Source organism: Novosphingobium sp. THN1, assembly GCF_003454795.1.
In the GTDB taxonomy this organism is placed as follows: domain Bacteria; phylum Pseudomonadota; class Alphaproteobacteria; order Sphingomonadales; family Sphingomonadaceae; genus Novosphingobium.
In genome coordinates this window covers 1900254-1923202 of record NZ_CP028347.1, presented here as the reverse complement: position 1 = coordinate 1923202, position 22949 = coordinate 1900254, and the positions used below count along the sequence as shown (strand labels likewise).

Here is a 22949-nt window from a genome sequence, read left to right as displayed (position 1 = left end):
CTGTCGCCTTGTCTTACAGGAGCTTACTGGGCCTGGTCGGTGGACGTCGGCGTGGGCGCAGGGGCAGGAGGCGGCACCTGCTGCTGCTGGATCTGCGCAGGCGGCGGCGTGACCGGCTTGTTGTCCTCGTCGTTCATGCCCTGCTTGAAGCTTTTGATGCCCTTGCCGAAATCGCCCATCATTTCGGAAATGCGGCCACGGCCAAACAGGATCAGCACGACCAGCGCAAGCACGATCAGGTGCGGAAGGGAAAGACCACCCATGTCACTAACTCCTTTGCGTTCCCTAGATAGGGACCGCGCGCCCCACATGCCAGTTTTTCCGTCGCGTCAGTCGGCGTCTTCCCCGCCTGACGGATCAATCGCCCCCGTGTCCCCATCCTCGCCCCCGTCAAGACGGCAAACGCTTCCTCGACCGGGTCAAGCAACCCGGCAGCACGCAATTCCTCGATTCCGGGCAGGTCGCGCCGCGAACTCAGGCCGAAGTGCGTGAGAAATTCCGGAGTCGTCGCATAGATCGTCGGCCGCCCGGGCACCTCGCGCCGCCCGGCGATGCGAATCCAGCCCGCCTCCAGCAGCACATCCAGCGTGCCCTTCGCCGTCTGTACGCCGCGAATCGCCTCGATCTCGGCACGGCTGACGGGTTCGTGATAGGCAACGATCGCCAGCGCCTCGGTCGCCGCCCGGGAAAGCCGACGCGGCTCTTCCTTTTCGCGGCGCAACAGATGGGCAAGATCGGCTGCCGTCTGGAAGTGCCAGCGCCCGCCGCGCTCGACGAGATTGATCCCGCGCTCGGCATAGGTCTGCGCCAGCGTCGCCAGCGCATCGCCCACCGCCGCGCCGCCCAGATGCGCAGAGATTTCCAGCGCGGTCATCGGCTGCTCGGCGGCGAACAGCGTTGCTTCCACCGCACGTTCCAGATCGTCGGGCTGCCCACTCATGCCGCTCGTCCTGAGCTTGCCGAAGGGGCGGCCCTCAGCATCAACGGCCCGAACGCTGCATCCTGCGCCAGTTCGGCGCGGCCCTGCTTGGCCAGCTCCAGCGCCGCGAGAAAGCTCGAGGCCAGGGCAGACTTGCGCAAGGCAGGATCGGCCTCCAGCGGCAGGAAAGCCCGCAGGTCGGTCCATTCCACCGCGATGCCCAGCATCTGCGACACCCGCGCCAGCGCTGCATCCAGCGTCACCACCGCACGCTCGCGCACCATGTGAACAACTGGCTGGCTGCGCAGCTTGATCGCCCCGTAGGCCTGGATCAGCGAGAACAGATCGGACTTCCACAGCGCCTTGCGGTCAACGCGAAGGCCCTCGGGACGGCCCCGCAGGAACACGTCGCGGCCGGTGCGGTCCCGCCCCATCAGCCGCGCGCCTGCCTCGCGCATCGCGCCCAGGCGCTGCAGCCGCAACTGCAGCTTGAGCGCCAGTTCCTCGGGACTCGGCTGCACCTCGGGATCGCGCGGCAGCAGCAGCAATGACTTGAGATAGGCCAGCCACGCCGCCATCACCAGATAGTCCGCCGCCAGCTCCAGCTTCAGCGCCTTGGCACGATCGATGTAGTCGAGATACTGGCCGACCAGCTCAAGGATCGAGATCGTGCGCAGATCCACCTTCTGCCGTCGCGCCAGTTCCAGCAGCAGGTCAAGCGGCCCTTCCCAGCCATCAAGCTCGAGATAGAGCGCCGCGTCGCCGGTTGGTGCAGTGGCAATGCCGTCCCAGACCTCGTCTCCGTCAAACAGCGCGGGGGCGGCGTCGCCTGCCATCACGCAAGTTCCAACAGCCGGTCACGAGTGGCAAGGAGCGCAGTCTGGGCCGAGATATCCGCAGGTCCATCGAACGCTGCCGTGCCCTGCAAGGCGCGCTCCAGCCGCTCTGCCGTCGTCGTACTCATCGGCGCGAGACCTGCGGCAATGCCGATCATGTCGTCCATCTTCGCCCAGCAATTGAGCGCAAGGTCGCACCCCGCCGCCTGCGCGCGCACGGCCCGTTCGGGCACCGTGCCGCCCAGCGCCTGCATATCGAGATCATCGGTCAGCAGCAGTCCGTCAAAGCCGATCGCCTTGCGGATCACCTCGCCTATCACGAAAGACGAAAGCGTTGCCGGGTTCTCGGCATCCCACGCGGTGAACCGCAGATGCCCGGTCATCGCAATCGGCGCATCCTTCAGCGCGCGGAACGGCGCGAGGTCCAGCTCCAGCTCCTCGGCACTCGCCGTAACAACCGGAGTTTCCTTGTGGCTGTCGACCATCGACCGGCCATGGCCCGGCATGTGCTTGACCACCCCTGCAACCCCTGCCCGCGCCAGCCCGTCAAGCGTTGCCCGGCCCAGCGCTGCCACGCGCATCGGCTCGGAACCCAATGCACGGTCGCCGATCACGTCATGCGCGCCGGGCTGGCGCACATCGAGCAGCGGCAGGCAATCGACGCTGACGCCCACCTCGGCCAGATCGAGCCCCAGCGCATGGCCATTGGCCCGCGCCGCCTCGATCGCGCTGGCAGGAGCCACGTCGTAAAGCCGGTCAAAGCGCTCGGCCGGCGGGTAAGCCGCCCAGACCGGAGGCTTCATCCGCGCAACGCGCCCGCCTTCCTGATCGATGCAGATGAAGGTGCGGTCCCGCCCGTGCAGCGCGCGCAGGTCATCGGTAAGCGCACGGACCTGCGCCCGGCTTTCGACGTTGCGCCCGAACAGGATGTATCCCGCCGGGTCCGCATCGCGAAAGAAGGCGCGCTCGTCATCGGTCAGGGTCAGGCCCGAAAGCCCGAAGATCGCTGGCAGCATGGCTTTGAACTTGCGGTTTTCAGGCACTTTGACAACCCTTCCCGGCGCACTCACCGGGGATAATTCACCGGCTTGCCACCGGCATGAGTACAGGCCCGATCATGTGTGAGATGGCGCGCTCGATCCAGGCCTCGTCGGATGGCTCGGCTCCGGTCATGCTCCGCACCAGCTCGCTATTGCCAAATGTGATGAGCGCGGACCCGATCAGGCTGAAATAGGCCACCTCGGGTCCTGCCCCGGCCAGCCGCCCCTGCCTTGCCAGCGCTTCGAAAAGCGGGGCAAGCAGTTCCCAGACTGGGCGCCCGAATGTATCGACAAGCCATTCGTGGCGCTCGGACGCGACGGAGAATTCCTGCAACATCAGCCGCGTCAGGCGTGGCTCCTCGGCGAAGGTGCGCAGGAAACCGGGCAACACGCGATGGGCGGTGGCAACCGCATCGATCAGCGTATCTCCCGACAGATTCTCTCGCAGATGGGCCTCACCCTTACGCGCAAAGGCGTCCAGCACCTGCCGCCATAACATGAGCTTGGTGGGGAAGTAGTAGGCCAGATGCCCCTGCTCGATCCCAGCAGCCGCGGCAATCGCCCGCGTGCTGGCGGCGGAAAACCCGACCTCGGAAAACACCCGCAACGCTGCCTCGAGCACGACGCGACGGTTCTCCTCCCCATCATAGCGGGCAGGCTTGAGGATCCGGTTCTGCGCATTGTGCTTCATGGCCCTTGGCATGGCCGGTGGCGGGCAGGTTGGCAAGGCATGTTTGTCGCTTGACAAATATCCTTGTCGAGCGACAAACAATGCGGAGCAAAAGCCGATTCATGGGAGCCAGGAATGTACCCGCTGACCACCACGCAGCACTATCCCCGCAATCAGTGGTGGGTCGCCGCCTACTCGGCCGAGGTGGGGAGGCGCTGATGATGCGCGAGATCCTGGGAGAGCGCGTGCTGCTCTATCGCACGAAGGCCGGAGAGGCGGTGGCGATGAGCGCGATCTGCCCACACCGCGCCTATCCGCTGGAACAGGGCCAGCGCGTTGGCGATGCGGTACAGTGCGGCTACCACGGTTTCACCTTTGGTCCGGATGGCACATGCCTGCGCGTGCCGAGCCAGTCAGGCGTGCCGCAAAAGTCATCGCTGCGCCGTTATCCTGTGGTCGAAACTGCTGGCCTGGTCTGGGTGTGGACCGGCGATGTTGACATGGCCAGTTCCGCCCAGCTTCCCGATCTCGCCGCGATGGGCCTTGGCCGCGACGACTGGGCGGTCGAACAGCATGCACTTGTGACGATCAATGCGCGTTACACCCTGCTGATCGAGAACCTTCTCGATCTGAGCCACGTCAGCTTCATTCACGCCACGACCATCCCGGGCGGTGAAATGGTTGCCTCGATCCCGGTGTCGGTCGAGGAAACCGCGCAAAGCATCACAGTTGTCCGCAAGGGGCAGAACCTGCCCGCCAATCCCCTGATAAAGATGCAGTTTCCGGGTCAGGAAGATCCGGTCAACCAGGACTTCGACGCCGAATACATCTCACCCGCGCTGGTGCGGACCGGCGGCGCCATGTCCGATGCAGCCAGTGGCCGACCGCTCGGCACGCAGAACTATATTCACCTGATCACGCCCGCATCCCCAACGCGCGTGCACTACTTCGTAAACACCGCCCGCGACTTTGCCGTGAACAACCCCGCGCTGGGCCAGATGCAGATCGCCATGGGCACGAAAATCCAACCGGAAGACATTGCCGCAATCGAGGCAATCGAACTGGTCCTGCAATCGGACGCGACGCTGCCAACCGAAATCAGCGCCCGGGTGGACAACGGCGCTTTGAAAGTGCGCCGCCGCCTGGAAATGCAGATCAAGAGCGAGCAGGCGACCGCCTAGCGCCTGCAGAAGCGCTGGCAGGGGGACCCGATCAGCGCTTCACCTGGCACTTCAGGCCACCGGCCTGCAACCGTGAGCAGAGCGCGCTGGCCGAGGCCAGATCACCGGCTACCGCCTGAAGGCGATAGACAGTGCCGATGTCGGCCTTGCCCTCGACCACGCGGTGCGAGAGGCCCTTAAGGGCTTCATGGTTGGCAATGAGCTTCTGCCAGCCGGCTTCCGCCGCTGCATTGGACGAGAAAGCGCCAACCTGCACGCCGACGCCACCGGTTGCCGCGGCCTGTGTGGGCTTTGGCGCCGGCGTCGCACCAGCGCTCGGCTTGGCCGAAGGCGTAGGCGACGGAGCGACCGCCGGGGTTGGCGAGGCGGAACCGGCAAGGTTGGCGACGGGCTTCTCACCTTCGCTGACCTTGAAGCTGGAATCGCCGGTTCCTTCGAAAGTCTTGCCGCCGGGGTCCTTGGGCGCAACCTTGTAGGGTTCGCGGCTTGCCTCGATCAGGCTTCCGTCGGCTCCGGCAGGCCCTGCCGTGCGGTTGCTGGCATACCAGATCCCGCCGACCAGCGCCGCAAGCACCACAAGGCCCATCACGGCAAAGCCGATCAGGCGACCGTTGCCGCTGTCCTCGTCCTCACCGTCAATATCGTCAGCGCTTTCGAGCCAAGGCAGGCGCTCCTCGTCACCCAGTGCAAGGCGGTCCCCTGCGGGTTCTGCCATCTCGGCAGAGACATCGAACGGTTTGCCCGGCTCTTCGTCCCACGAATTCTGCCCGTTTTCCCCGTTCATGCCAGACTCGTTCATGAGTGCCCTGCCCCGATTGACGTCAAAGTTCTTGCGCTGCCTCAACGCCCAATAGCGCCAGACCGTTACGAATTACCTGCCCGATTTGTTGGGCGAGGAAAAGGCGGGCTGCGGTCATTGCGGAGTCTTGTGCCACAATGAAGCGCTTCTCGGGCCGGTCATTGCCCAGATTGTAGTAGGAGTGGAACGCCGAGGCGAGATCGTGGAGGAAGAAGGCGATGCGGTGCGGTTCGCGCGCAACGGCAGCGGCTTCGACCATGCGCGGGAATTGTGCCGCCAGCTTGACCAGCGCCAGCTCCTCCTCGCCCAGCAGCGACAGGTTTTCTCCTGACGGCGCAAAGCCTTCGTCGGCGCCCTTGCGAAGGTTCCTGCAGATGCGCGCGTGGGCATACTGCACGTAGAACACCGGGTTGTCTTTGCTGGCTTCGACCACCTTGTCGAAATCGAAGTCCATCTGCGCGTCGGGCTTGCGGGTGAGCATGGTGAAGCGCACCACGTCCTTGCCGACCATCTCGACAACATCGGCCAGCGTGACGAAGTTGCCGGAACGCTTGGACATCTTGAAGGGCTGGCCGCCCTTCATCAGCTGCACCATCTGCACGAGCTTGACCTCGAACGGCTTGGGCGCTCCGCCCTCGGCGCTGGTCAGCGCGGCAACCGCGGCCTTGATCCGCTTGACCGTGCCGGCGTGGTCGGCGCCCCAGATATCGACGAGGGCATCGGCACTCTGCGCTTTCTGGAAGTGGTAGGCGAGGTCCGCACCGAAGTATGTCCAGGCGCCGTTCGACTTCTTGATCGGACGGTCCTGATCGTCGCCGAACCTGGTCGAGCGGAACAGCGGCAGTTCGACCGGCTCCCAGTCGTCCAGCGTCTTGCCCTTGGGCGCTTCGAGAATGCCATCGTAGACCAGATCATGCGCACGCAGCCATGCTTCCGCGGCGTCCACCTTGCCCGAAGCCTGAAGCTCCGCTTCGGATGAGAAAAGGTCGTGATGGATACCCAAGGTCGCAAGATCGGCGCGGATCATGTCCATCATTGCCGCCACGGCGCGGGTGCGGAACAGGATCAGCCAGTCCGCTTCGGGCGCGCCAACGTACTTGTCGGCAAACTCCTCGGCCAGCGCCTTGCCCACCGGGACAAGGTAATCACCGGGGTAGAGGCCTTCGGGAATCTCGATGCTCTCGCCCAGCGCCTCGCGGTAGCGCATGTGCACCGAGCGGGCGAGGACATCGACCTGCGCGCCGGCATCGTTGACGTAGTATTCCTTGGTGACCTTGTGCCCGCTGAACACGAGCAGATCCGCCAGCGCATCGCCGACCACCGCGCCACGGCAGTGGCCCATGTGCATCGGGCCGGTGGGATTGGCCGAGACGTATTCGACGTTGACGACCTTGCCGCCGCCCATGGTCGAGCGGCCATAGTCCGCCCCCGCCGCAGCGATCAGCGCGAGTTCGCCGCGCCAGGCATCGTCTGTCAGCCGCAGGTTGATGAAGCCAGGCCCGGCGATCTCGGCGGAGACGACGCGCGGCTCCTTCTCGAGTTCGGCAACGAGTGCCGTCGCCAGAGCGCGCGGATTGGTGCCCGCAGGCTTGGCCAGCACCATCGCGGCGTTGGTGGCCAGATCGCCGTGGGAAGGATCGCGCGGCGGCTCGCACGTCACCGCGCCTCGGTTCAGGCCGGCGGGGAGAGTCCCTGCGGTTTCGAGCGCGGTCAGCGCGGTGTCGATTACCGAGGCGAAGTCGGCGTGGAGGTTGATCCGGGCGTCAGTCATGGGCGGGCGGTTAGCCCAATCGCGGACAAAGCGAAAGAGCATCGATTTGCCTGCCGTTCAGCGCGCCGAGTTGCCGCTCTACCCCCGAGACTTGGCCGAGAGTTGGGGGAGAGTTGCCCCTCTGCCCCGAGAGTTGGAGACTTACTTGCGGACGTTGTACTGCAGCTGCGCCTCGGTCAGCTGGAAGCCGACGAGCAGTTCGAAGTTGGCCTTGGCCAGGGCAGCCTTGACCTCGGGCTGCGACAGCGGATCGACCGCGGCGTCTTCGTCGCCGGCGCGACGCTTGCGCGAGATGCGCTTGACGATGTCTTCAGGCAGCGATGCCTCGGCCTTGTCCACATCGGCGCCGGCCTGCGCCCGCCCGGTGGCGCGGTCCTGCCCGTCGGCGAAATCGATCACGACCTTGCCTACGCGCTTGGCGACGACGATGTTGCCGCCGCGCATGACGGTGGAGAAATAGGGCAGTTCCACACGGCGTGCGCCGACTTTGCTCGACCGACGGGCAAGTACGTCGAAGCTGGCGACAGAGTGGAGCTTCGAACCATCGGTGCACTGGGCGCGCAGGTTGGTGATGGTCGCCTCGATATCGATAGCCGCCGAATCGGTGCGGGACGGATCGCTGAATACCGTGACGTCGCCCGTGTAGTCAGGAATGCCGACGCGCGGGCAAGGATCGCGCAGCGCCGTGACGCCTACCGCGTCATCAACGACGAGTTCCCCTTTCTTGCCGCCGCAGGCCGAAAGCGCGAGGGCTGCCACGAGCGGGGCGCCCAGAATTGCGATACGGCGGGCACTTGCGTTCATGGGCACTCGATCCTCGATACTTGCAGCGTCTGATCGACCGGAAACCGAACTCCAGCCAACATTTCGGCCACCTCTACCCACCCCGGCCGCTTTCGGCAATGGCGGTAGGGCGCGGTTGCTGCTAAGGGCCGCAGGATGAACGCCAGCTTGCCAGATGTCGCTGCCGAAACGGCCCCGTTACGCCTTCTGATTGCCGCCCCGCGCGGCTTCTGCGCCGGGGTTGACCGGGCGATCGAGATCGTTGAGCGCGCGCTGCAGCGCTATGGCGCGCCGGTCTATGTCCGGCACGAGATTGTGCACAACCGCTTCGTCGTGGACGGCCTCAAGGCCAAGGGCGCGATCTTCGTCGAGGAGCTGGACCAGGTGCCCGATGGCGCACCGGTGGTGTTCTCGGCCCATGGCGTGCCCAAGGTCGTGCCGCAGGACGCAACCGCGCGCGGGCTCGACTGGCTGGATGCCACTTGCCCGCTGGTGTCCAAGGTACATCGCCAGGCCGAGCGGCAGGTGGAGGCCGGGCGGCACATCCTGTTCGTGGGCCACAAGGGCCATCCCGAAGTGATCGGCACGATGGGCCAGGTTCCGGAAGGCGCAATCTCGCTGGTCGAAACCGTGGAAGACGTCGCCAAGCTGGCGTTCGCGGCTGACACGCCGCTGGCATTCCTGACGCAGACGACACTGTCGGTGGACGATACTGCCGAGATCGTGGCCGCCCTGCGCGCCAAGTTCCCGCAGATCACGGGCCCCAAGGCCGAGGACATCTGCTATGCGACTTCCAACCGGCAGGAAGCGGTCAAGGCGATTGCCGGCGAATGCGATCTGCTGCTGGTGATCGGCGCGCCGAACAGCTCCAACTCGCTGCGTCTGGTCGAAGTGGCCGAGCGCATGGGCACGCGCTCGCGCCTGATCCAGCGCGCGAACGAGATCGATCCTGCATGGCTCGATGGCGTGAACACGCTGGGGCTCACTGCCGGAGCTTCCGCGCCTGAAGTGCTGGTGCGCGAGGTTGTTGCCAAGGTCGGTGAATTGCGATCCATCACGGAAGAAACGGTGACCACCGCCGAGGAAAAGATGGTGTTCAAGCTGCCGCGCCAGCTGCTCGACTAAGGCGCAAGGAACATGGCGGTCTATACCCAGATCGGCGCGGAAGAAATGGCCGCGCTTGTCAACGAATTCGACGTGGGCGCGCTGGTTTCGGCGAAGGGCATTGCCGAGGGCGTCTCCAACTCCAACTGGCTGCTGGAAACCACCGGCAAGGACGGAGGCGGTGCGCGCTTCATCCTGACGATGTACGAATTCCGCATCGAGCTGGAGGACCTGCCCTACTTCCTCTCGCTGCTCGATCATCTGGCCGCCAAGGGCTGCCCGGTGCCGCGCACGATCCATGATCGCGAGGGCGCGCTGTTCCGGCGGCGAGGTGAAAAGGCGCTGGCCCTGATCGAGTTCCTCCCCGGCATTTCGGTGAGCGAGCCGACCGTGGGGCAGGCCCGCGCGGTGGGAGCCGCTCTGGCGCAGATGCATGCAGCTTCGGCGGATTTTGCCGGCTCGCGCGCGAACGGCATGGGCCTTGCCGAATGGCAGCGGCTGTTCGACGCTTGTGGTCCTGACGGGCTGGCGGCGATCGATCCGGAACTGGCGGGGCTGGTGGCCGAGCACATGCCGAAGATCGCCGCAGGTTGGCCACAGGACCTGCCCCGCGCGGTGATCCATGCCGATCTGTTCCCCGATAACGTGCTGATGCTGGGCGACAAGGTTACCGGGCTGATCGACTTCTACTTCGCCTGCAACGACCTGATGGCATACGACGTGGCGGTGACCCACGCGGCGTGGTGCTTCGACGCGACGGGCCGGAACTTCAGCGCCGAGCTCTCGAAGGCGCTGCTAGATGGGTACGAAGCGGTGCGGCCGCTTTCGGCAGAGGAGCGCAGCGCCCTGCCCTTGCTGGCGCAGGGGGCGGCAATGCGCTTTACCTCGAGCCGCGCCTACGACTGGCTCAACACGCCTGCCGATGCGCTGGTCGTGCGCAAGGACCCGATGGCCTTTGCCCGGCGGCTGCAGTTCTATGCCGCAAATCCCGCCATATTCGACAAGGGGGTCTTCGCGTGAAGCACGTCGAGATCTTCACCGACGGCGCGTGCAAGGGCAATCCCGGCAAGGGCGGTTGGGGTGCGCTGCTGCGCATGGGCGAGCATGAGAAGGAAATGGCCGGCTCCGAAAAGGAGACGACCAACAACCGCATGGAACTGATGGGCGCGATCATGGCGCTGCAGGCCTTGAAGCAGCCCTGCCGGGTGACGCTCCACACCGACAGCAAGTACGTGCTCGACGGCATCACCAAGTGGGTGTTCGGTTGGCAGAAGAAGGGCTGGAAGACGGCCGATAACAAGCCGGTAAAGAACGAGGACCTGTGGCGCGCGCTGGTCGAGGCAGTACGCCCGCACAAGATCGAATGGGTCTGGGTCAAGGGCCACGACGGCCACCCCGAGAACGAGCGGGTGGACAAGCTCGCCAGCGACGCGGCAGTGGCGGCCTGAAGGTTCCACGGGAACGCACCATACCGTTTGCCCGCCCCCGGCATCTGGCACGCGCGCTGCGGCCTTCGCGTTACCCGAGGCTGGACGCCATTCTGCTTCTGTCCGCAACGTGGCCAGTGATGATCTCGAAAGCACGGGCCGCCTGTCCAATGACCATGCCGATACCATTGATGGTGCGGCAGCCCCGCTGTCTGGCCAGGCGCAGCAATTCCGTCTCGGGTGGGAAGTAGATGATGTCGGCGACCCAATGCCGTGCTTCGACGGCCGCTTCGCCAATCGGCATGCCAGGTTTGCCGTTCATGCCGATGGGCGTGGCGTTGACGATACCGTCGGCAACCGCCGTCTCGACCGCATCGGGAGTACGGGCGATGATCCGGGCCGAGGTGAAGCGTGACGCCAGATCCTCGGCCAGAAGCCTTGCGCGGTCCTCATCCACATCGACCAGTTGCAGCGTGCCGACGCCCAGCGAGAGCAGGGCATTGGCGACGGCGGCCCCTGCCCCCCCTGCGCCTAGCTGGACCACGTTGCCCAGAGCGACGCCGGGCAATCCCTCGGCAACGGAATCCCGGAAGCCGGCCATGTCGGTATTGAAGCCGTAGAGCTTGCCATTGCGGATGGACACGGTGTTGACTGCGCCCACGGAAACCGCAGTCTCGTCAAGTTCGTCAAGCAGCGAGACGACGGCCTGCTTGAACGGATAGGTCACATTGAAACCGCTGTAGCCCTGATCCTGCAGGCGCTTCAGGACCAGCGGGAGATCGCTGTCAGCCCATCCCCGCGCGGAAAAATCGTAAAGATCATAGCGCAAGGCCATGCCCTGAGCCTGTGCTTCCTTCTCGTGCAGCTCGGGCGAGCGCGAAGCGAGGATCGAACGTCCAAGAAGGCCGGAAAGGATCATTTGTGCCTTCGAAAAGTGTCCCGGCACCACGGGGATGCCGGGACATAGGGTGGATCAGAAGTTTACGCGGGCGCCAAGGTAGAACGAGCGCCCGATCGGATCGTAGAGCGCAACGTCCGTTCCGTTCTGCGAGCTCGCCACGAAGGGCAGGCCGCGGTCGAACAGGTTGTTCACGCCGGCGCGGAATTCGATCGACTTGTTGACGCGAACGGTGCCGAACATGTCCCACAGCGCGTAGGCACCGACGCCGACCTGGGCAGTCGCCGGTGTCAGGACCGAGGTCGTGTCCTTCATCGCGCTCTGGTAGCGCCAGCGCAGGCCCAGCGTGGTGGTGTCGGAACGGTAGCCGAAGCTGGTGACCGACTTCCATTTCGGCGTTGCGCGCGGCGGAAGGCTGCTGACGCCTGCCGCACCGTTGCTGATGCCGGTGTAATCAAGTTCTGCCGCACCGGGGATCAGCTGCAGCTTGTACTTGTGCAGCCAGCCCACGGCAGCGTTGACGAACAGACGACCGCTGTCGCCACGCAGGATCGGTGAGGGCACCGTCCAGTTCACTTGCGCCTCGACGCCATCAGTCTTGACCGAGCCGAGGTTGAGGAACGGCGTGGCGACGTTGACCAGCTGACCCGAGTTGTCACGCGAGAGCAGGCCGCAATAGAGGTTGGTCTTGTCGTAGCTGGGGTTCGAGCCATCGAGGTTGAAGCACTTCGACAGCACCGTCAGGCCCGGCACCGTCGAGATCACGTTCTTGACCGAGATGTTGTAGTAATCGACCGACAGCGTGAAGTCGGACAACAGCCCGCTCTGGAATGGCGAGTTGAGCACGAAGCCGAAATTGTAGGTATCGGCACGCTCGGGCGTGAGGTTGGTGTTGCCCGAAACGAGCTGACCGGTGGCTGTGGTCGGGAAGGTGTAGCTGGAGATTGCTGCCTGCGGGATGCCCTGCGCCACGCAGAGATCGGCCACCTTTGCACCGTTCGCCCCGGTGCGGGCGGTGGAGCGGACGTCGCACGGATCACCGAGCGCACCCGGGGGCGTGCCGATCACCAGCTGGTTGCCCTGCTGCGGCGAGAACAGCTCGCCGATGTTGGGCGCACGCACCGCGCGCTGGTAGCTACCACGGAACAGCAGCGGTTCCACCGGCTTCCAGCGCGCATCGACTTCATAGCTGGTAACGCCGCCGGTGACCGAATAGTCCGAGTAACGGATCGCGCCGCCGATGCCGAATTCCTGGATGAACGGCTTGTCGGCGATCAGCGGAACGTCAACCTGCGCAGCAAATTCCTTCACGGAGATGCGACCCGAGGCGGGCTGCGAGGCAATCACGGATTCAATGTTCTGGGCGCGAAGATCGCTGTCGGGAATGTAGTTGTAGTTGTTCTTGCGATACCCGGCGACGAAAGCGATCTGGGCTGGCCCGGCGCCGAGATCGAACAGCTTGCCGTTGACCTGCAGCTGGGCCTGCGTCTGCGAGAGCTTCTCCTTCGAGAAGGCGGTCTTGGTGATGTAATCGACGCAAGCCTGCGACAGCGAGCGGGCGTTGGCATCGCCGAAGATATTGAAGCCGCCGGTGCACAGCGAACGACCGCCGTCTGCTGCGTTCAGCAGGGTCTGGACGCGGCTCTTGACCACGGCATCGTTGAGCTGCTGGTCATGAACCGACTGGTCGTAGGAAGCATAGAGATCGAACGACCAGCCCGAGGTGATGTCCCCCTTCACGCCGGCCATGTACTGCTGGACGACGTAGTTCTCGTCCCAGTTCTTGTAGGGCACGCCAACGTAGCGGCCGTTCCAGGTGAACGGTGCGTTCGGGTTCGGACGCGAGGCGAGAATCGTTGCCAGGTCCTGCGGAATGAACGGGTTGGTGACCGGGATGGTAGTCAGCGAACCGAACTGGGTAAGGCTGCCGCCCGATGCAGTCTTGACCGAAAGGTCGACGTACATGAACTGGCCATAGGCGGTCAGGCCGGGGGTCAGTTCGTAGTCCGCCTTGACGAAAGCGGTCTTGCGCTTGAGGCCGTTGGCGAAATCGATCTGCTGGCCAACCGGCATGCGCACATTGTTGCCGACGATCAGATAACCGTTCGAGCCGTTCGGACCCTTGTAGTTGCGCGCGCCGGTCTGGGTGAACAGCGTACGGTCGTTGTTGAAGCCGAGGTTCAGCAACTGGAAGTTGGCGGGCAGATTGGTGACGCCATAGCCCGCGAATACGGCCGAGACGACCGCCGCGTCAGGAGCATTGGTCGCGCTCGGCACGAAGGTGCCGTTGCCGATGAACGATGACGGGGTCTTGTCGAAGAAGAAGTCGCGCGTCGAGCCGTTCACCTGGTCCTGATGAGCATAGCTGAAGGCGGCCATGACATGGCCGCGGTCTTCGGCAAAGCTGGAGCCAAAGGCGAGCGAGCCGTTGAACTTGTAGGCATCGCCGCGGTCGCTGATTGCGTTCTGCACGTCCATACGCACGCCGTCGAATGCGCGCTGGGTCTTGAAGTTGACTACGCCCGAGATCGCGTCGGAACCATAGATTGCCGAAGCGCCGCCGGTGATGATGTCGACCCCGCCCATGATGGATTCGGGCAGGATGTTGATGTCGACGTTGCCGTTGATGTCCGACAGCGGCAGGCGCTTGCCATCCAGCAGCACGAGGTTGCGGTTGGTGCCAAGGCCATGAAGGTTGACCGAGGCGCGGCCACCGGTGCCCTGACCGCCGGTATTGGCGTTGCCGGCGGTGGTGAAGCTCGGGAACTGGTTCAGCGCGTCCTGCAGGTTGACCTGGCCGGTCTCCTTGAGCGCGGTCTCGCCGACGGAAACAATCGGGCTGACGGCGGTGTTGTTCGGGCGCGCGATCAGCGAGCCGGTAACAACGATCTCCTTGGCATCGACCGGCGCTTCAGCAGCCTGATCGCCTGCACCATTCTGGGCCGCTTCCTGTGCGAGCGCAGGCGCGGAGAGCGCAGCAGCTACGGTCAACAGGGACGCGGAAAACGCAAGGCGAGTGCCCCTCAAATTCATGGTCATCCTCCTCCAGGGGCAGCTGGATTCGCCGCCCTTCACCGGGGGTCCGTTTATGTGACGAACTAGTCCCTGTCAAATAACTTGTGACTGGTTAGTTACACTTTGTGTCGTTCAACCAGAAAGGCAGCGGCCGCGCAGATCAGCAAGGGCACGCAGTATGCCGCGAAAAGTGCAGGTAATGGTGCGTTTGCCGCCATGAGATAGCCGCCGAGCATCGGGCCGATCACGGCACCGCCACGGCCGACGCCGATGGCCCAGCCCACGCCGGTTGCGCGCACCTCTCCGGGGTAGGCGCCTGCCGCAATCGGCCAGACGCCGTTATATCCGCCCTGCAGCAGGACCCCGATCAGGAAGGCGACGACCAGCGTGAGCCATACCGGCATCGTGACAGACCCGAACACGACCATCGCCACGCCTGCCCCGGTCAGCATTGCCGGAACGAGCTTTCCCAGTGGTACGCGCAAGGCAAGAAAACTCATTGCCATGGTGCCCACGAACGCACCGAGATTGTAGAGCGCGCCCGCATAGATACCGTTGGTTTCCGAAAGCCCCGCCGCGATGGCGAGCTTGGGGATCCAGCTGACGATGAAATAAAGCACCATCAGCCCGAAGAACACCGCGCACCACAGCGCGACGGTCCGCGCGCGCAGTTGGTCGGCAAAAAGGTGGCCGACCTTGCCCGCCGATCCTCGCCCTTCTCCGGCACTGGGCTGCCCATGCGGGAGAACCAGCCACGCTGCCGGGAGCAGTGCAACAGTGAGCAGTGCAGCGCCCAGAAGCATGGCCTGCCAGCCATGGATCGGAAGCGCCTGTGCCACGATCAGTCCGGTAAACACGGCCGCAAACGGATACCCCGCCTGGACCACGCCGACCGCGAGATTGCGTTGCGTGGGCGGCGCACTTTCGGCAGCCAGCGCCGCCATCGCCGCAAGGACCGTGCCGATTCCCGACCCGACAATCACGCGCATCGCAAAGAGCACGGGCACGCTTGGCGCGAAACTGCTGGCAAACATGCCGAGCGACATCAGGCACAGCGCGGCAAGGATGACAGCGCGCCGCCCCAGCCGGTCCGCAAGCGGAGCGATGAACATTCCGCCGATCGCCATCCCGATCAGCCCGGCGCTGAACAGGTTGCCCATCGTTGCGGAATCGATGGCCCATTCCGCCTGCAAGCGGGGCGCGATGAACGACAGGATCGTGACGTCAACCCCATCCGCCATATTGATCGCAAAGCACAGCGCGACGATTCCGAGCGCCTTTCGCGTCCACGATTCAGGGCCATCCGCGCTCTCGGCGCCAGTGGGGGAAGTGCCATTCGTCCTCTCCTTTTGGCGCAAGGGCAGACGTCCGGCCGATCCATGGGTGAGCAGCAAAGTGCTGCCCAGCAGGTCAGTCCTTTTTCGTCACCCAGGCCAGAATGATGTCCGCCACCTGCCCGGCCCGACGCTCGATTGCATCGGGGCTGGTCATGTCCACCCCGAAGTTGTGCGCGAAGGTGAACTGGTTGGAGACGTTGTAGAAACTCAATGCGGTCAGGTTGAGGTGGAGGTCGACCGGGTCGATGCCCTCACGGAACACACCCTCCGCCTGCCCACGCGCGATGATGCTCTCGAGAATGCCGATGACCTTGCGGTTGCCCTGCGGCAGGCCCTCGATCTGCTTGAGATGTTCGGCGCGATGGATGTTCTCGTTCATCACCAGCCGCACCAATTCGGGATGGCGCGCGTGATAGCGCACGTCATGCTCGATCAGGCGGCGCAGGGCATCGCTGGCACTGCCGCTCTCGATGTCGACTTCGGCCTCGCTCTCGCGCACGCGGGCATAGGCGCGCTGAAGCACCGCACGGTAGAGCTCGTCCTTGCCCTCGAAATAGTAGTAGATCTTGCGCTTGGTCGCCTTGCCCGCAATTTCGTCGATCCGCGCCCCGGCGAGGCCCTTTTCCACGAACTCGTTGGTCGCGATGTCGATGATCTGGTTGATCGCCTGCTCGCGGCTTTCCGCGCGGCTACGGCGGGCCGGCTTCGCGCTCTGCTCTGCGGTGGGATCTGTTTCGGGCAAGGTGGCATTCTCCGCGACTGGCGTCGGGTGCAGCAGCTTCGCCTGAAGCGCCAGCCCCGTATCGCGCGATGCTAGCGCCATTTCCGACTGCGGTCTGCCCATGACGCGGCGCGCGCGCGGGTTTTCCCCACCCGTCACCGCCGCTCCGGCCGCCGCATCGGAATTTCCCTTCACAATCCTCCCCTTGCGCACCAACCGCATTTGTGTAACGAACTAGTCCCTAACATTTAGATATGTCAACCTCACAAGAGTCGGGGCGCCGGAGAGCCTGAAGCCGCCATGAAGACGTCAATCGCCACGGTTTCGATCAGCGGCACGCTCGATGCCAAGCTGCAGGCCATCGCTGCTGCCGGATATGACGGGGTCGAAATCTTCGAGAACGACCTGCTCTCCACACACTTCTCGGCGCGCGACATCTCGAGCATGATGGCCGACCTCGGCCTTGCCTGCACCATGTTCCAGCCGTTCCGCGATCTCGACGGCTTGCCCGAACCGCAGCGCACCCGCGCCTTCGATCGGCTCGAGCGCAAATTCGATGTCATGCAAGAGCTTGGCACCGACCTCCTCCTGCTCTGCTCAAGCTGCTCACCGATTGCTTCAGCCGACAGAGCCATGACCATCGCCGACCTTCACGAGGCAGGAGAGCGCGCTGCGGCGCGCGGCCTGCGCATCGGCTACGAGGCGCTGGCGTGGGGGCGCCATGTCAACGATCACCGCGATGCCTGGAGCATCGTTCGCGATGTTGACCACCCCTCGATCGGCCTGGTCCTCGACAGCTTCCACTCGCTTTCGCGCCGCATACCCTCCTCCAGCATCGGCGATATCCGCGCCGACAAGCTGTTCATCGTGCAAGTGGCCGACGCACCGGTGCTCGACATGGACCTGCTACAGTGGAGCCGCCATTTCCGCTCGATGCCCGGCCAGGGCGATTTTCCGCTGGACGAGTGGGCCGATGCCATCCGCAAGATCGGCTACCAGGGCTACTGGAGCCTCGAGATCTTCAACGACCGCTTTCGCGCCGGTTCGGCGAGCGGTGTGGCGCTGGATGGCTATCGCTCGCTCCGCCTCCTTGAAGGCGGCATCACCAAGCCGTCCGCCTCTGCGTCGGCACTGCCTGCGCGCGTGAGCACAACGGGCGTCGAGTTTATCGAATTTGCCGCAAGCCACGAAGAAGCCGAAGCGCTGGGCGCGATGCTCCGTCCCCTCGGCTTCCGGCCCGCCGCGCGGCATCGCAGCAAGGATGTCACCCGCTGGACGCAAGGCGGGGCGAGCATCGTCGTCAACTGCGAACCCGAAGGCCTCGCACACAGCTTCGATATGGTCCACGGCGCTGCCGTTTGCGCACTGGGTCTAACGGTGCCCGACGTTTCCGCCGCCCTCGCCCGCGCCGATTTCCTGCGCATCCCGCGGTTCGAGCAGGCAGTCGGCCCCGATGAGTGGCCCATCCCGAGCGTGCGCGGCGTTGGCGGCAGCCTGATCTACCTCGTCGACAAAGCCAGCCGAGAGGCAATGTGGGCACATGAGTTCCCCACGCGCTCGAACCCGAAGCCGCGCCGCTGCTGACTGGCATCGACCACATCGCACAGACCATGCAGTACGAGGAATTCCTCAGCTGGCTGCTATTCTACGTCGCCCTGCTCGATGTCGAGAAGACACCGCAGCTGGAGATCGCCGATCCGATGGGGCTCGTGCAGAGCCAGGCTGTGGAGAATGCCGACCGTTCGGTGCGCTTCACGCTCAACGGCTCGCTCGCCAGCCAGTCGCTCACTTCGCGCTTCGTGCAGAACTACTTCGGCGCAGGCGTGCAGCACATCGCTTTTGCCACCACGGATGTCTTCGCCGTGGCCGAAGCCGCCCAGGCCGATGGTCTGCCGATGCTGGAAATACCGCGCAACTATTACGACGACCTTGAAGCACGCTGGGGCCTCGATCCCGCTCTGATCGAGCGGATGGCCCGGCTCGGCATACTATACGACTGCGACGGCGAAGCGGAATACTTCCAGTTCTACAGCCGCGCCTTTGCCCGCCGCGTGTTCTTCGAAGTGGTCGAGCGCCGTGGATACGCGGGATACGGTGCAGCCAATGCACCGATCCGCCTTGCCGCACAGGCGCGGCACAAACCCGAATATCTTGGTTGAGGACTCCGATGCGCCCGATCGCCCTACTCGCCGCTCTCTCGCTCTTTGCACCAGTCAGCGCTCAAGCCTCTGAACCTTTGCTTGAATTCGCGTTCGAGGAAACGGTGACGCTCGATGCCGACGTGCCTGTTGGCCAGACCTCGCTTGGCACGCGCAACATCGTACCCATCACCGGGGGCACGTTCGAGGGGCCCGGTATCCGCGGCACGATCATGGGCGGGGGTTGGGACTGGCAATTGCGCCGGGCCGATGGCTGCCTGCAGATCAAGGCGGACTATATGTTGCGCACCGATGATGGGGCAGTGATCAATGTCGTCAACACCGGCGTCAGCTGTCGCGCCAAGGACCCCAAGGCGGTTGTCCGCACCCACCCTGTCTTCGAGGCACCGCAGGGCAAATATGACTGGCTCTCGCAAGGCTGCTTCATCGGCACGCTCGATCCGGTGAGCCTCCCCGGCGGCAAGCGCGCGGTGCGGATCCGCTTCTTCCGCGTGACCTGAACGCCAGAACGATAATCGATCAAGGAGAGGACATGATGGTCCGTTTCACCCCGCTGCTGGCGCTCGCCTGCGCCACACTCGTCACCGCTCCCGCCTTTGCGAAGGCGCCCAGCGAGCGCGAGGTCCCGGTCAACCCCGAGCCCTCGATGGCCGACAAGTTCCCGCAAGTGCCCGTCGCCTTCCCCGGCGGGGTCAAGGCGTGGCGCGACGTGACCTACCAGGTCAATCCCGGCTACCGCCCGCAGATGGTCGACATCTATGTGCCCGCCGGCAAGGGCCCGCATCCGCTGGTGCTTTACATCCATGGCGGTGGCTGGATGGGCGGCCACACCCGCCAGTCCGGCGCCTTCGACGACTTCCCGAAGATGCTGGCCGCCTTCGCCGCCGAAGGCTTTACCGTGGCCAGCGTCGAATACCGCCTCTCGGGCGAAGCCACCTTCCCGGCGCAAGCGAAAGACGTCTTCGCCGCCGTGCGCTTCCTTCGCCAGAACGCCGCGCAGTATCACATTGACCCGGCCCGCGTCGGTGTGTTCGGCGGTTCTGCAGGCGGTCATCTGGCAGCGCTTGCCGGCCTTGCCTGTACCGGTGGCAAGATCGACGCCACGCTGGATCCCGCTTCGGCCGAGGACGCCTGCGTTCAGGCCACCGCCGCATGGTACGGAATCTACGATTTCGCCACGATGCCGCGCATCACCCAGAAGGATTCCGCCGAACAGCGCCTGCTCGGCTGCAAGGACGGGGCGTGTGCTCCCGAGGCAATCCGCGCCGCCAGCCCGATCACGTACGTCGATGCGAAGGATCCGCCGTTTCTCCTGCTTCACGGTGTTGACGACAAGGTCGTGCCCGTCGCGCAGTCGTACCAACTCGAGGCCGCGCTGAAGTCTGCCGGCGTGCCGGTCAGCGCAACCTACTACTCGGCCACCGACCACAGCTTCATGGGCCAGACGCCCGACGACACCCGCAAAACCTCGCTCAAGGCGATGAACGCCACCTTCGATTTCTTCCACGACAAGCTGGGAGTGGCGCGCAAGTGAACCGCAAGCTGATCGCGGCGCTGCTCCTCGCCGCAGCACCTCCGGCTCTGGCCGAACCAATCGCCGTCGACGGGGGGCAGATCGAAGGCGTCACCCTTGCCTCCGGCGTCGAGGCCTGGCTCGGCGTGCCCTTTGCCGCGCCCCCTTGCGTGACCTGCGCTGGAAGGCGCCGCAGCCGGTGCAGCCGTGGCAAGGCGTGCTCCACGCTGATCGCTTCGCCCCGGAATGCCTGCAACCCTTGCGCGGCGCATTGCAGAACCACTACTTCGGCAACGAGGCGACCAGCGAGGATTGCCTCTACCTCAATATCTGGGCGCCGAAGAATGCCGCCAAGGCTCCGGTCGTGGTGTGGATTTACGGCGGCGGATTCAATATCGGCTCGGCTTCGATGGCCAACTACTCCGGCGAGCCACTGGCGCGCGATGGAGTGGTCCGGGTCAACCTGGCCTACCGCGTCGGTGCGCTGGGTTTCCTGGCCCATCCAGGCCTTACCGCCGAAGTCGGGGCTTCGGGCAACTATGGCCTGATGGACCAGATCGCGGCGCTGCAATGGGTTCAGCGCAACATCGCCAGGTTCGGCGGCGATCCTGCCAATGTCACGATTGTCGGCCAATCGGCCGGGGCTATGTCAGTCTCGTTGCTGCAGGCGTCGCCGCTGGCCAAGGGCCTCTTCGCGAAGGCCGTGGCGATGAGCGGCAGCGCCTTTGGCGGGATGCTCGGCCCGGTGTCGCTGGCCAAGGCCGAAGAACAAGGCCTTGCCCTGCAGCAGGAATTGGGAGCGGCCTCGCTCGCCGAACTGCGCGCCCTGCCCGGTGACCGCATTGTCGCCGCGACGACACGGCGCGATCCCGTCGTCCGCGATGGCAAGGTCGTCACCGGCTCCAACGAAGAGGTTTTCGCCGCACGTCAGCAGTCCGACATCCCGGTACTGATCGGCTACACCCGCGACGAGAGCTTTCGTCCCTTCGCACCTGCGGAGAACAGCCTTGACCTCGCTACGGCTGTGCGCGAACGCTATCCTGCGAGCGCCGATGCAATCCTGAAGGCATATGCTGCAAGCGGTCCGCGCGCTGCCACCGACATCGCGCGCGATGGCACGGTCGGCCTGCAGATGGGCGACTGGGCGCTGGCACAGCGCAAGTCCGGCACCGCGCCTGCCTACGCTTACCTGTTCACGCGCCGGCAGCCTTATGCGCCGGGAATCGTCTTCAGCGATCACGATCCGGCCACGGCCGGTGCTTACCACACCGGCGACGTGCCCTATTGGCTGCGCACGCGCGATGCCCTGAACCTGTTCCGCGCCACCCGCATCTGGGAACCGGCCGACCAGTCTCTCGAGAACGAAATGGCCGGCGCGCTGCTGTCCTTCGCCCGCACCGGCGTGCCACTTAGCGCCACGATCGGCGCCTGGCCTGCCTTCAACCCGGACCGCCCGCAACTGGTCTGGCTGGGGGAAAAATCGTCGGTGGTGACCTGGCCGCATCTAGCGGACTTCACCTTGCTGCGGGGCGGCAAGACGCCAACCCGCCCGGCAACCTCTCGGCCAAGGGACTGATGCGCCCATTCTTCAGGTTCTTCTGCGCGGCGATCGCGGCACTGCTCGCCTCCGCATCCGCGCGGGCGCAGCCTGCTGACTGCAGCGCGGATGCAGAACTCACCTATGTGTGCGGCCTGCAGAAGCCGGAGGATTTACTGGCCCTGCCCGGCACCTCATGGCTGGTCGTGAGCGGATTTGCCAAAGGCGGCGGCCTGAAGCTTGTCGACGCCCGGGCACGATCCTACCGGCAATGGTACACCGGCGACGAAAGCCAGCTTGCCCACGACGCGGGAGCCTTCCCCGATTGCCCGGGCCCGCCGGACCCCGCCTTGTTCAACACCCGCGGTCTGTCATTGCGCCCCTTGGCGGTCGGCCATTTCCGTCTGCTTGTGGTCAACCACGGCGGGCGGGAATCGATCGAGGCATTCGATGTTTTGATCGAGCAGGGCAAGGAGCCCAACCTGCAATGGCGCGGTTGTGCGGCCATGCCTGAAGGACAGGTCGGCAACAGCGTGGCGCAGTTCGCGGATGGGACAATGCTGGTCACCGTCCTCACGCGGCCCGGCACCTCCATTGGCGATTTCATGCTCGGTCGCAGGACTGGCGCCGTCTGGCAGCGTAGTCCCGGCAAACGGAATTTCCGGCTCCTGCCCGGCACGGACCTTCCCGGCAACAACGGCATAGAGATCGATCCCGACCAGCGCCGCTTCTATGTCGTGTCCTTCGGATGGCACGCCGTGGTCGTCTTTGACCGCAAAGACACCCGCCGCCCCTCGCCCGCATCACTGCGCCCGATTTCATGCCCGATAACATTCACTGGACCGGCGGACGCCTCCTGCTTGCCGGAATGCGGCTAGACGAACCGGCCTGCGGCGGCTTGCGCAAGGTCGTGAACGGAGAGGCAGACCCTATGCTCTGCAAGCGAGGCTGGGTCGTCGGCGAGGTCGACGAAAGCGCCGGACGCATTGCCACTTTCGCCTATGGCACTCCACGCCAACATTTTAACGGCCTGTCAGCAGCCGCCTTGGTGGGACAAGAACTCTGGCTCGGTTCCTTCCAGAGCGAACGGTTGGGATTAACGGAAAGGTCCCAAGGCCCGAGAAAGATGTGAGTTGCTTTTGCGACAGCCAACCTGACCGCTTCACATCTTGTAATGGCCCATTTGCAGCTTGCCGACGATTTTCCTTGGGAAAGTACCTTAAGGAAGGTGGTGCCCCT

At 64.7% G+C, this 22949-nt stretch carries 22 protein-coding genes; 10 read left to right on the top strand and 12 right to left on the bottom strand.

Annotated features, from left to right (window positions below; all coding sequences use genetic code 11):
- Window positions 1–23: 23 nt before the first annotated feature.
- The 5 genes from C7W88_RS09595 to C7W88_RS09575 all read right to left on the bottom strand — a co-directional run bounded on the left by C7W88_RS09595 (window position 24) and on the right by C7W88_RS09575 (window position 3486).
- Complete coding sequence (locus C7W88_RS09595; RefSeq protein WP_118073362.1) at window positions 24–263, bottom strand: twin-arginine translocase TatA/TatE family subunit; 240 nt, start codon at window positions 261–263, stop codon at window positions 24–26.
- Complete coding sequence (scpB, locus tag C7W88_RS09590) at window positions 236–940, bottom strand: SMC-Scp complex subunit ScpB (protein WP_118073361.1); 705 nt, start codon at window positions 938–940, stop codon at window positions 236–238. The genes C7W88_RS09595 and scpB overlap by 28 nt, the downstream gene beginning before the upstream one ends.
- On the bottom strand, window positions 937–1755 hold the full coding sequence (locus tag C7W88_RS09585) for a ScpA family protein (RefSeq protein WP_118073360.1): 819 nt from the start codon (window positions 1753–1755) through the stop codon (window positions 937–939). The genes scpB and C7W88_RS09585 overlap by 4 nt, the downstream gene beginning before the upstream one ends.
- Window positions 1755–2771: a beta-N-acetylhexosaminidase gene (gene nagZ, locus C7W88_RS09580; RefSeq protein WP_118074690.1), complete on the bottom strand. Its 1017-nt coding sequence runs from the start codon at window positions 2769–2771 to the stop codon at window positions 1755–1757. Before nagZ ends, C7W88_RS09585 begins: the two co-directional genes overlap by 1 nt.
- Window positions 2772–2835: 64 nt before the next feature.
- Window positions 2836–3486 (bottom strand): TetR/AcrR family transcriptional regulator, encoded by a 651-nt coding sequence (locus C7W88_RS09575; RefSeq protein WP_162895980.1) that lies wholly within the window; start codon window positions 3484–3486, stop codon window positions 2836–2838.
- A gap of 197 nt (window positions 3487–3683) precedes the next feature.
- On the opposite strand from C7W88_RS09575, the gene C7W88_RS09570 reads away from it, so the two are divergent.
- Window positions 3684–4646: an aromatic ring-hydroxylating dioxygenase subunit alpha gene (locus tag C7W88_RS09570; RefSeq protein WP_162895979.1), complete on the top strand. Its 963-nt coding sequence runs from the start codon at window positions 3684–3686 to the stop codon at window positions 4644–4646.
- A 31-nt stretch (window positions 4647–4677) separates the two neighbouring features.
- Here the strand turns inward: C7W88_RS09570 and C7W88_RS09565 are convergent, their stop codons facing one another.
- From C7W88_RS09565 to C7W88_RS09555, 3 genes are all read right to left on the bottom strand, one after another.
- Window positions 4678–5445, bottom strand: a complete 768-nt coding sequence (locus tag C7W88_RS09565) for an SPOR domain-containing protein (RefSeq protein ID WP_240344522.1) — start codon at window positions 5443–5445, stop codon at window positions 4678–4680.
- Window positions 5446–5467: 22 nt separating this feature from the next.
- Window positions 5468–7216, bottom strand: coding sequence for an arginine--tRNA ligase (gene argS / locus C7W88_RS09560; RefSeq protein ID WP_118073357.1), 1749 nt, complete (start codon window positions 7214–7216; stop codon window positions 5468–5470).
- Window positions 7217–7357: 141 nt separating this feature from the next.
- The gene (locus C7W88_RS09555) at window positions 7358–8020 is read right to left on the bottom strand and encodes a hypothetical protein (RefSeq protein ID WP_118073356.1); all 663 of its coding nucleotides are present in this window, start codon (window positions 8018–8020) and stop codon (window positions 7358–7360) included.
- Between the two features lie 135 nt (window positions 8021–8155).
- Between C7W88_RS09555 and ispH the strand changes: the two genes are divergently transcribed.
- Genes ispH through rnhA form a run of 3 tightly spaced genes read left to right on the top strand, consistent with a single transcriptional unit; the run spans window position 8156 to window position 10551 of the window.
- Window positions 8156–9124 carry a 4-hydroxy-3-methylbut-2-enyl diphosphate reductase gene (ispH, locus tag C7W88_RS09550; RefSeq protein ID WP_118073355.1) on the top strand — a complete coding sequence of 323 codons (969 nt, stop codon included), beginning with the start codon at window positions 8156–8158 and terminating at the stop codon, window positions 9122–9124.
- A gap of 12 nt (window positions 9125–9136) precedes the next feature.
- Complete coding sequence (thrB, locus tag C7W88_RS09545) at window positions 9137–10123, top strand: homoserine kinase (RefSeq protein ID WP_118073354.1); 987 nt, start codon at window positions 9137–9139, stop codon at window positions 10121–10123.
- The gene (gene rnhA / locus C7W88_RS09540; protein ID WP_118073353.1) at window positions 10120–10551 is read left to right on the top strand and encodes a ribonuclease HI; all 432 of its coding nucleotides are present in this window, start codon (window positions 10120–10122) and stop codon (window positions 10549–10551) included. Before thrB ends, rnhA begins: the two co-directional genes overlap by 4 nt.
- A 70-nt stretch (window positions 10552–10621) precedes the next feature.
- Here the strand turns inward: rnhA and C7W88_RS09535 are convergent, their stop codons facing one another.
- The 4 genes from C7W88_RS09535 to C7W88_RS09520 all read right to left on the bottom strand — a co-directional run bounded on the left by C7W88_RS09535 (window position 10622) and on the right by C7W88_RS09520 (window position 16696).
- Window positions 10622–11449 (bottom strand): shikimate dehydrogenase, encoded by an 828-nt coding sequence (locus tag C7W88_RS09535; protein ID WP_118073352.1) that lies wholly within the window; start codon window positions 11447–11449, stop codon window positions 10622–10624.
- Window positions 11450–11503: 54 nt separating this feature from the next.
- Window positions 11504–14419 (bottom strand): TonB-dependent receptor domain-containing protein, encoded by a 2916-nt coding sequence (locus C7W88_RS09530; RefSeq protein ID WP_240344519.1) that lies wholly within the window; start codon window positions 14417–14419, stop codon window positions 11504–11506.
- A 140-nt stretch (window positions 14420–14559) separates the two neighbouring features.
- Window positions 14560–15684 carry an MFS transporter gene (locus C7W88_RS09525; protein WP_118074688.1) on the bottom strand — a complete coding sequence of 375 codons (1125 nt, stop codon included), beginning with the start codon at window positions 15682–15684 and terminating at the stop codon, window positions 14560–14562.
- A 169-nt stretch (window positions 15685–15853) separates the two neighbouring features.
- Window positions 15854–16696: a TetR/AcrR family transcriptional regulator gene (locus C7W88_RS09520; protein ID WP_240344517.1), complete on the bottom strand. Its 843-nt coding sequence runs from the start codon at window positions 16694–16696 to the stop codon at window positions 15854–15856.
- Window positions 16697–16801: 105 nt separating this feature from the next.
- On the opposite strand from C7W88_RS09520, the gene C7W88_RS09515 reads away from it, so the two are divergent.
- From C7W88_RS09515 to C7W88_RS09495, 6 genes are all read left to right on the top strand, one after another.
- Entirely contained in the window at window positions 16802–18085 is a 1284-nt protein-coding gene (locus C7W88_RS09515) for a sugar phosphate isomerase/epimerase and 4-hydroxyphenylpyruvate domain-containing protein (RefSeq protein WP_240344515.1), read from the top strand.
- A gap of 26 nt (window positions 18086–18111) precedes the next feature.
- The gene (locus tag C7W88_RS23675; RefSeq protein ID WP_240344513.1) at window positions 18112–18660 is read left to right on the top strand and encodes a VOC family protein; all 549 of its coding nucleotides are present in this window, start codon (window positions 18112–18114) and stop codon (window positions 18658–18660) included.
- Window positions 18661–18668: 8 nt separating this feature from the next.
- Window positions 18669–19160: a DUF3237 domain-containing protein gene (locus C7W88_RS09510; RefSeq protein ID WP_118073350.1), complete on the top strand. Its 492-nt coding sequence runs from the start codon at window positions 18669–18671 to the stop codon at window positions 19158–19160.
- Between the two features lie 35 nt (window positions 19161–19195).
- The gene (locus C7W88_RS09505; RefSeq protein ID WP_118074686.1) at window positions 19196–20194 is read left to right on the top strand and encodes an alpha/beta hydrolase; all 999 of its coding nucleotides are present in this window, start codon (window positions 19196–19198) and stop codon (window positions 20192–20194) included.
- A 145-nt stretch (window positions 20195–20339) separates the two neighbouring features.
- Complete coding sequence (locus C7W88_RS09500) at window positions 20340–21749, top strand: carboxylesterase/lipase family protein (protein WP_240344511.1); 1410 nt, start codon at window positions 20340–20342, stop codon at window positions 21747–21749.
- Window positions 21749–22588: a hypothetical protein gene (locus C7W88_RS09495; protein ID WP_240344510.1), complete on the top strand. Its 840-nt coding sequence runs from the start codon at window positions 21749–21751 to the stop codon at window positions 22586–22588. The genes C7W88_RS09500 and C7W88_RS09495 overlap by 1 nt, the downstream gene beginning before the upstream one ends.
- Window positions 22589–22949 lie beyond the last annotated feature (361 nt).